At 69.1% G+C, this 8,838-nt stretch carries 8 protein-coding genes and 1 pseudogene; 6 read left to right on the top strand and 3 right to left on the bottom strand.

Annotated features, from left to right (window positions below; translation table 11 throughout):
- Positions 1-140: 140 nt before the first annotated feature.
- A complete protein-coding gene (locus ACZ4IF_RS34680) occupies positions 141-1,247 on the bottom strand; it encodes a ferritin-like domain-containing protein (protein ID WP_359503587.1) in 1,107 nt (368 codons plus the stop codon).
- Positions 1,248-1,385: 138 nt separating this feature from the next.
- Here ACZ4IF_RS34680 and ACZ4IF_RS34675 point away from each other — a divergent pair, with 138 nt between their 5' ends.
- The 5 genes from ACZ4IF_RS34675 to ACZ4IF_RS34655 all read left to right on the top strand — a co-directional run bounded on the left by ACZ4IF_RS34675 (position 1,386) and on the right by ACZ4IF_RS34655 (position 5,877).
- On the top strand, positions 1,386-2,321 hold the full coding sequence (locus ACZ4IF_RS34675) for an AurF N-oxygenase family protein (protein ID WP_095936620.1): 936 nt from the start codon (positions 1,386-1,388) through the stop codon (positions 2,319-2,321).
- A gap of 178 nt (positions 2,322-2,499) precedes the next feature.
- Positions 2,500-3,225: a TetR/AcrR family transcriptional regulator gene (locus tag ACZ4IF_RS34670; RefSeq protein WP_095936619.1), complete on the top strand. Its 726-nt coding sequence runs from the start codon at positions 2,500-2,502 to the stop codon at positions 3,223-3,225.
- 64 nt (positions 3,226-3,289) lie between these two features.
- Entirely contained in the window at positions 3,290-3,634 is a 345-nt protein-coding gene (locus ACZ4IF_RS34665) for a hypothetical protein (protein ID WP_467570122.1), read from the top strand.
- A gap of 102 nt (positions 3,635-3,736) precedes the next feature.
- Positions 3,737-4,888: a C40 family peptidase gene (locus ACZ4IF_RS34660; RefSeq protein ID WP_467570119.1), complete on the top strand. Its 1,152-nt coding sequence runs from the start codon at positions 3,737-3,739 to the stop codon at positions 4,886-4,888.
- A gap of 593 nt (positions 4,889-5,481) precedes the next feature.
- Complete coding sequence (locus ACZ4IF_RS34655) at positions 5,482-5,877, top strand: hypothetical protein (protein WP_467570116.1); 396 nt, start codon at positions 5,482-5,484, stop codon at positions 5,875-5,877.
- Positions 5,878-5,965: 88 nt separating this feature from the next.
- On the opposite strand, the pseudogene ACZ4IF_RS34650 reads toward ACZ4IF_RS34655, so the two are convergent.
- Positions 5,966-6,449 (bottom strand): annotated as a pseudogene (locus ACZ4IF_RS34650) (tyrosine-type recombinase/integrase); the annotation flags it as partial.
- A 591-nt stretch (positions 6,450-7,040) separates the two neighbouring features.
- Between ACZ4IF_RS34650 and ACZ4IF_RS34645 the strand changes: the two are divergent.
- The gene (locus ACZ4IF_RS34645) at positions 7,041-7,286 is read left to right on the top strand and encodes a hypothetical protein (protein WP_467570113.1); all 246 of its coding nucleotides are present in this window, start codon (positions 7,041-7,043) and stop codon (positions 7,284-7,286) included.
- Between the two features lie 286 nt (positions 7,287-7,572).
- Here the strand turns inward: ACZ4IF_RS34645 and ACZ4IF_RS34640 are convergent, their stop codons facing one another.
- Positions 7,573-8,826: a styrene monooxygenase/indole monooxygenase family protein gene (locus tag ACZ4IF_RS34640; protein ID WP_467570111.1), complete on the bottom strand. Its 1,254-nt coding sequence runs from the start codon at positions 8,824-8,826 to the stop codon at positions 7,573-7,575.
- Positions 8,827-8,838 lie beyond the last annotated feature (12 nt).

Genomic DNA, 8,838 nt, shown 5'->3' with positions numbered 1-8,838 from the left:
TGCCGTCAAGAGGGTGTCTAAATCGGTCGTCACAACCCGATGTTGGACACCCTCCCTCCGTTCGTGAACCCCGCAATTGGAACTACTCGTCTAGGGGGTTCGTTCCGATCAGGCCGGCCCGACCGGCCCGGTCCGGCCGGTCAGGACTGCGCGCCCTGCTCGACGGCGTCCGCCACCTCGGCGACGCGTTCCTTCTCCTCCTCGGCGAACCGCCGCGCGTCCAGCTGTTCGGCGATCTCCTCGTCCTGGGCCATCAGCAGGTCCAGGTTGGAGTCGCCCATCTCGAAGACGCCCATGTCGACGTAGGCCTGCTGGAGGCGCTTGCCCCACAGGCCGATGTCCTTGACGCAGGGGACGATGCGGCTGAAGAGCAGCCGGCGGAACAGGTGCAGGAACTCGGACTGCTCGCTGTACTCCTCGGCCTCGGCCTTCGGGATGCCGAAGTTCTCCAGGACCTCGGTGCCGCGCAGCCGGTCCCGCATCAGGTAGCAGCCCTCGATGACGAACTCCTCGCGCTCGCGCAGTTCGGCGTCGGAGAGCTGCCGGTAGTGGTCGCGCAGGGCCATGCGGCCGAAGGCGACGTGGCGGGCCTCGTCCTGCATGACGTAGGCGAGGATCTGCTGCGGCAGGGGCTTGTCGGTGGTGTCGCGGATCATGCCGAAGGCGGCGAGGGCCAGTCCCTCGATCAGGACCTGCATCCCGAGGTACGGCATGTCCCAGCGGGAGTCGCGAAGGGTGTCGCCGAGGAGCGCCTGGAGGTTGTCGTTGATCGGGTAGAGCATGCCGATCTTCTCGTGCAGGAAGCGCGCGTAGATCTCCGCATGCCGGGCCTCGTCCATCGTCTGCGTGGCCGAGTAGAACTTGGCGTCGAGGTCGGGGACCGACTCGACGATGCGCGCCGCGCAGACCATCGCGCCCTGTTCGCCGTGCAGGAACTGGCTGAACTGCCAGGAGGCGTAGTGCATGCGCAGTTCGCCCTTGTCCCGGTCGGTCAGCTTCGCCCAGTACGGGGTTCCGTACAGCGTCATCGACTCGTCGGGGGTGCCCAGCGGGTCGTGCGGGTCGACCTCCAGCGCCCAGTCGATGCGCTTCTGGCCGTCCCACTGCTTGTCCTTGCCCTTCTGGTAGAGGGCGAGCAGCCGGTCGCGACCGTCGTCGTACTCCCAGCTGAAACGTGCCGCCCCGGAGGCCGGAACCTCCCAGTGGGGATCCCCCGCGTCCTTCGCGTACAGCTCATGAGTGGACATACATCGCAGGCTCACACGGGGTAGACGCGTCGTCAACAAGTCGCGCGCAGGGGATTGACGAGCTTGCTGACAAGCAGTCTCATAAGACGTGACCGCCGGTAACTCCTGTAGATCCCGTACGACGAGGTGGGAACAGTCATGACGACGGTGACGGAAGACGCACTCGATGGTCTCCGCGACGCGCTCGGTCGGCTCAAGGACCGGGAACAGGTGGCCGAGCGGCTGCTCGACTCTTCCGCCAAGCACTCCTTCGATCCGGACAAGGAACTGGACTGGGAGGCGCCCTTCGAGGAGGGCAAGTGGTTCTGGCCCCCGGAGCTGGTGTCCCTGTACGACACCCCGCTGTGGCGGCGGATGAGCGAGGAGCAGCGGATCGCGCTCTCGCAGCACGAGGCCGCGGCCCTGGCGTCGCTGGGGATCTGGTTCGAGATCATCCTCATGCAGCTGCTGGTGCGGCACATCTACGACAAGGCGGCGACGAGCGCGCACGTGCGCTACGCGCTCACCGAGATCGAGGACGAGTGCCGGCACTCGAAGATGTTCGCCCGGCTGATCACCCGCGGCGGGACACCGTACTACCCGGTCAGCCGCGCCCATCAGAACCTCGGGCGGCTCTTCAAGACCATCTCGACCACGCCCGGGTCCTTCACGGCCACGCTGCTCGGCGAGGAGATCCTCGACTGGATGCAGCGGCTGACCTTCCCCGACGAGCGGGTGCAGACACTCATCCGCGGCGTCACCCGCATCCACGTGGTCGAGGAGGCACGGCACGTGCGCTACGCACGGGAGGAGCTGCGGCGCCAGATGGTGACCGCCCCGCGCTGGTCCCAGGAGTTCACCCGGCTCACCTCCGGTGAGTTCGCGCGCGTCTTCTCGGTCGCCTTCGTCAATCCCGAGGTCTACACGAACGTCGGACTCGACAAGCGCGAGGCGTTGGCCCAGGTCAAGGCCAGTGGCCACCGCCGCGAGGTGATGCAGACCGGCGCCAAGAGGCTCACGGACTTCCTCGACGACATCGGGGTGCTGCGAGGCGCCGGGCGCCGGCTGTGGAAGTCGTCCGGCCTGCTGGCCTGACCCCCGCCCTCCCGGCGTACGGGCGTCCGCCCGGGCGGGGCCGGGCATCGCGCACGGGCGCCTCGGGCCGGGCGGTCCGGGAGGCGGGGTGGCCACGGGCCTTGGTGCCGGCCCTCCCGCGCGGGGCGGTCGCGGGCTCGTGAGGGCTGTCCGTCGCTGTCCGGTTACGCTGCCGGACATGACCTCGCAGGCGCCCACCCCCGCATACCGTCGGCTCAGCGTCGAGGAACGGCGCAGCCAGCTCCTCGACGCGGCGCTGTCGCTGTTCGCCCAGCGAGCGCCCGAGGAGGTCTCGCTGGACGACGTGGCGGAGGCGGCCGGGGTGTCGCGGCCCTTGGTGTACCGGTACTTCCCGGGCGGCAAGCAGCAGCTGTACGAGGCCGCCCTGCGGTCCGCCGCGGAGGAGCTGGAGCAGTGCTTCGCGGAGCCGCCGCAGGGGCCGCTCACCCAGCGGCTCGGGCGGGCTCTCGACCGCTATCTCGCCTTCGTCGACGAGCACGACGCCGGGTTCAGTGCCCTGCTCCAGGGCGGCAGCGTCGTGGAGACGTCCCGGACCACGGCCATCGTGGACGGGGTGCGCCGGGCCGCCGCCCAGCACATCCTCGACCATCTGGCCGTCCGCGACCCCGGACCGCGGCTGCGCATGACCGTGCGGATGTGGATCACCGCCGTCGAGGCCGCCTCGCTGATCTGGCTCGACGAGGACAAGGAGCCGCCGCTCGACGAGCTGCGGGACTGGCTCGTGGAGCAGTTCGTCGCGACGCTCGCGGCGGGTGCGGGCAGGGACGCGCAGACCGCGGCGGTGGTGAAGGCGGCGCTGGCCATGGAGACGGCGGACGGCGCGGTGGGCTCGCTGGCCCGCCGGGTGATCCCCGTGCTCGGGGACGCCGCGCACCTGCTGTGACCCGCGTGCCGCCGCGGCCGGGACGACGGGCCGGTGCGACCGCGGCGTTTGTGACACTGGGGGCGTGAAGAGCCAAGACACCCCCTTCGTGGGCGGCCCCCTCGACGGACGGGTGCTGCCGATCCTGCTCGGGCCGACCGGACATCCGCCGAAGACCTACCGCGTGCCGGTGCCGGACAAGGACGGCGGCCCGCCCACCGTGCTCGTCTACCGTCGCGTGGAAGCGGGCCGCAGCAAGCGGCTCGGGCTGCACCAGGGCTGGAAGTACGAGTACGACCCCGAGGGGAAGCGGGGACGCGGGCCCGTCTGGCCGTGGTCCAAGCACAAGGGCGGGACCACGACCGGGGCCGAGGGCAAGAGCGGGGAGACGGCCGGCGGCGCCACGCCGGACCCCCATGCCGACGAGTGACCTTCTTGGGCCGAAGCGGCCAGTCTGCGCGCGATCGGGATGCGCTCGTCCCATCCTGCCGGTGCGAGGTGGAGGTACCACCCCGGCACCGGAGGTGATGACGTGTCAGGAAGGCTTCTGCGTCTGGTCTGCACGGCGGCGGTCGCGGCCGGGACGCTGCTCGCGCCCACGCCGGCGGCGGCCGTCCCGGAACCCGGCCCGGGCACGGGCGGCCAGGCGGGTAGCTCCGGACAGCGCTCCGTCGCCCAGCTGCTGACGGACCTTCAGCGGCTGTATCGGGACGCGGAACGCGCCACCGAGACGTACAACGCGACCGCGGACAGGCTGAAGAAGCAGCGCGCCGCGGTCACCCGGCTCGACGCCGACCTCGCGCAGGCCCGCCTGTCCCTGCACGACAGCCGCGGGGAGGCGGGGCGACTGGCCCGCCAGCAGTACCAGGGCAGCGACGAGATCTCCTCGTACGTGCGGCTGCTGCTCGCCCGCGATCCGCAGCACGCCCTCGACCAGGGCCACGTACTCGGACGGCTGTCTCTGGAGCGCGCCGAGACGGTGCAGCGGGTGACGGGGAGCGAGAAGCGCACGGAGACGCTGGCGCTTGCGGCCCGCAAGGCGCTCGACACCCAACTCGGCCTCGCCGAACGGCAGAAGAAGGACCGGGACGATGTGACCGAGCGGCTCGACGCGGTGCAGGACCTGCTGGCCTCGCTGACCGCCGATCAGCTCGCCGAGCTCGACCGGTTCGAGAAGTCGGGCGTGGCGGAGGCACAGAAGAAGTTCCTGGCCTCGGGCTCGCTCAGCAGCGCGAAGCCGCCGTCGCGGGAGGGCGAGAAGGCGGTGCGGTACGCCGTGCGACAGATCGGGAAGCCGTACGTGTGGGGTGCCGAGGGCCCGAAGTCCTACGACTGCTCGGGGCTGACCTCGCAGGCGTGGGTCCACGCCGGGGATCCCATCCCCCGGACCAGCCAGGAGCAGTGGGCGCGGCTGCCGCGGATCCCGCTGAGCGAGCTGCGCCCCGGCGACCTGGTGATCTACTTCCCCGAGGCCACCCATGTCGCCCTGTACCTGGGCGACGGCATGGTGGTGCAGGCGCCGCGGCCGGGAACCCACGTGAAGGTGTCACCGATCGCGGCGAACCCGCTGCTGGGCGCGGTCCGCCCCGATCCCGCCGGGAAGCCCCTGCGGCACTACACCCCGCCGAAGCTCCCGGCACCGGCGGCGAAGGGCTCGGACACGGGCAACAACAGGACGTCGTAGCCCACGGCCGACGATCAGGCGACCCCGGCGACCGACGCCAGGTACACCTCGGCCCTCGCCGGCCCGGAGCGGTGCGCCCACGGCCCTGCAGGCCGTTCACCTGCAAGACGTCCCCGACAGGAGGGCTCATTGCGGGCCGTGGGCCGTCACGCCCGTTCCGGGCCTTGCCGTACGCGATCGCCTCTGGTGCCGGAAGCATCGACTTTCGAAATCAATTCCTCCGCTCGGCAGTCAGTGACGCTGCCGCAGTGATTTAGCGGTCAATGACGCACATTGGACCAAAAGTGGACACGATGCCCGCCTCTGGCTAGGCTCGAATGACGAACGCCACGCCTGAGGAAGCACTGGGCACGCAAGGAAGTTGGCGTGGAAATACCGGAGTCAACCGGTTCACCAATGACATTCGGCGTCATCCAGCGCGACGCACGGCCGACCCCATTGCATGAATCAGCGGTCGGGTGCGGGCCTCGACGGCGGGCGCACGGAGCCATATGACGGCGCAGTCGAACATACGCGGCGCAATGCTGCGGCCTGCGTCCTACGCAGTCCGGCGCTCTCGACAAAGCTGTCTGACATCGGTACGGGAGTCTGAAATGCGGAATTTCAGCAGCACCAGAAGAAAGACACTCGGCCCCGTCGCGGTCCTGGCCTCGCTGACGCTCGCCGCATCCCTGGCGACGATCAGCACAGCGCACGCCGCCGTGAAGGTCACTGTCACTGGAACCGTGAGCTGCGCCAAATTCCCTGATTCAGCACCGAAGACAGTGACGATAACCCCCAAGAAGGGGACCGCCGACTCGGACGAACCGCCTGGCGAGGCCAAGGCCGAGAAGTACAGCGTCAGTCTCGGAGGCATTCCGAAGGGCGGCACGACCGGCACCGCCAAGGTTGTCTGCGTCGACGAGGACGGCGACACGAATACGTACAAGGTCGGCAACATCCCGATCAAGAAGCCCGCGAACGGCTCCCTGACCGTCAACCTCGCCTGACGTGATCGAGACTCGGAGGCCCCCGGACATGGTGTCCAGGGGCCCGGAGTCTCGTACGTGACGGGTGACGCCGGCCGTCTGTGGGCCGTCAGCCCGTGTGCCGGGCCTTGTCGTAGACGATCGCGACTGCCTTGCCCGTGCGTTCCTGACTGCTCGGCATCAGGTGCACGTAGATCCGGAGCGTCAGTGCCGGGTTGCTGTGGCCGAGGTACTGGGCGACGGCCTTGATGTTCTCCCCGCCGTCCAGGAGCGCCGACGCGTAGAAGTGCCTCAGCGCGTGCATTCCGTGGCTCGCCCGCGGCTGCGTAGCCGTCCTCCTTCGTCTCCGGTTCAGGAATGACTCCGGCCGCGACGAGAGCAGGCTTCCACACCTCCTCGTTCAGCACGGTGCGCCAGACGTGATTACCCCCGGGAGCCATGAAGATGAGCCGCCTGGTCACCTTCGGTCCGTCCGATGCCCGCCAGGGCAGCGTGATCTCAACCGGCGGGAACTGCTTCATGTGAGCCCTGAGCGCGTCGGCCACAGGACCGGGAAGCGGCACGTCCCGCGTCTTCCCTCCCTTGGGCAGCGCGGCGCTGCTTTGAGGTCTGCCACCACGTGGCGAGCGCTACGACAACGATGAGGCACATCAGCCCCACCAGCCAGCCCGTCCCACCCAAGTAGTAGAAGTGGAATCCCCGACCGCGTCGGCGGGCAATGAGGGCGAGAGTCGTATCTATCCGTGTCACGGGCAGGAACTGTAGACCACGCCATCCGCGTCCTGGCCAGCGCTTTCGCCAGGGATCGGCAAACGTTTCCGGAGCGACGGGGGCATCTTGTCCAGACCGCGTTCGGCGGCTGACATCAGCAGCTGACACCAACAAGCGCGAACAGTCGCGGTCGGCGCCGAACCTCAGCGCACGATCAGCCGAGGCGCAGAGCCGGTCGGCCGACGTCGAAGGTCCGGCATGATCGACCTGATAAGGATGCTGGCTAACCGCAAAGCCCGTGCGCGGCCGTGCCCCATCCGTGCCCGATGGACCGGAACTCGCGGGCAACCGCGGCCACTGACACTCCGCCGACCTTCGTTGTACCGTCGCCGCAGTCGATCAAGGGGAGGGTGGCGATGATCAGACGGTGGCCGACAGCCTTGGGCGTGAACCTGCTACTTGGAGTCCCGGGGGTGGTGCCGATCTGGTTGCTGTGGTTCCTGGCGGCGAACTGGAGCCATCCGGAACCGACGGAGAACGACGGCATGGCCCTTTGGCTCGTGATCATCCTGCCCATCGTCGGCCTGTACACGCTGCTGTGGTGGACAGCCAACCGGGTCCTTGCACGCCGCACCTCACTCGCCGCTCGGACCTATTGGCTGCTCAGCGGAATGGGCACGTTCTTGCCCACCGTGACACTCATCCTGATCTATCCCTGACCGAGCCGTTGGCTCCGCGACTGCTGCGGCGAATGGACGACCATCGAGGCCGGGCCGTCTCTGGACCGTCCGAAGGTGGCCGACCGAGTGTGGCGTGCGCGGAGTGCTCCCATCCCGTCCGCCGATCGTGGGATCCGGAGCCGAGAGTTCGCATCGAGGTGATCTGGCAACGGAAAACACGGACGGCCCAGGGGCTAACCCTGGGCCGTCCGTGGGCCGTCCGAGAAGAACCGTCGATGACAGACAACGACAGGCGACGACGGCTGGATCGCAGGTCAGAGGCCCGTCAGGCCCCGGCGACCGACGCCAGGTACGCCTCCGCCTTCTCCGGCTCGAAGAAGAAGTTCTCGAAGTCGGCCGGGTTGTCGAAGCCGTTGGCGAAACGGTCCGCCACGGGCTGGAGCTGGCCGGCCGCGCCGATGAGGTTCAGGACGTGCTCCGGCGGCACGCCCAGCATCGCGTTGGTCCACTTCGTGACGTGCTGGGCGGTGTCCCAGTAGCGGTCGAAGGTGGCCTGCATCCACTCCTCGTCGAAGGGCTTGTCGCCCTGCTCCAGGATCGAAGCGAGGTACGCGGCCGCGCACTTGGAGGCCGAGTTGGAGCCCTGGCCGGTGATCGGGTCGTTCGCCACGACCACGTCGGCGACGCCCAGCACCAGGCCGCCGCCGGGCAGCCGGCCGATCGGGTTGCGCACGGTCGGGGCGTAGCGCCCGGACAGCGTGGCGTTCGCGTCCGTCAGTTCGACCTTGGTGGCGCGCGCGTACTCCCAGGGCGTGAACCGCTCCATGAGTTCCAGGGTCAGGGAGAGGTGCTCGGCGGGGTCCTTGACGCCGTTGAAGACGTCGAGCGGGCCACCGGGGATGCCCTCCCAGAAGAGGATGTCGGCGCGGCCGGAGGTGGTCAGGGTCGGCATCACGAAGAGCTCGCCGACGCCCGGGACCAGGTTGCAGCGGACCGCGTCGAAGTCCGGGTGCTCGGGGCGCGGGCCCAGACCATGGACGTAGGCGACGGCGAGGGCGCGCTGCGGCTCGCTGAACGGGGAGCGGGAGGCGTCGCGGCCGAACATCGACACCAGCTCGCCCTTGCCGGCCGAGACCAGCACCAGGTCGTAGGTGCGGGAGAAGTAGTCGAGGTCGGAGACCGCGGCGCCGTGGATGACCAGCTGGCCGCCACGCTGGGCGAAGGTCTCCATCCAGCCGGCCATCTTGACCCGCTGGTCGACCGACTGGGCGTACCCGTCGAGCTCGCCCACCCAGTCGATCGCACGCTGCGAGGGGCCCGGGTCGAAGGAGCCGGGGGCGGCGACCGAGACGCCGAGCCCTTCGATCTTCGGGGCCTGCGACTCCCAGAAGTTCAGCTGGAGATCGCGCTCGTGCTGCAGGGCCGTGTCGAACATGCACTGCGTCGACATGACACGGCCGGTACGGATCTCGTCCGCCGTCCGGTTCGACATCAGGGTGACCTCGTACCCGTGCGACTGGAGGCCGAGGGCGAGCTGGAGTCCGGACTGACCGGCTCCGACGACGAGTATCTTCCGCATGCGGCTTGTTTC

The sequence above is a fragment of the Streptomyces sp. NPDC025784 genome, from assembly GCF_055558435.1.
Note: the sequence above shows the minus strand (reverse complement) of the source record. Positions and strands in the feature narration are given on the sequence as shown.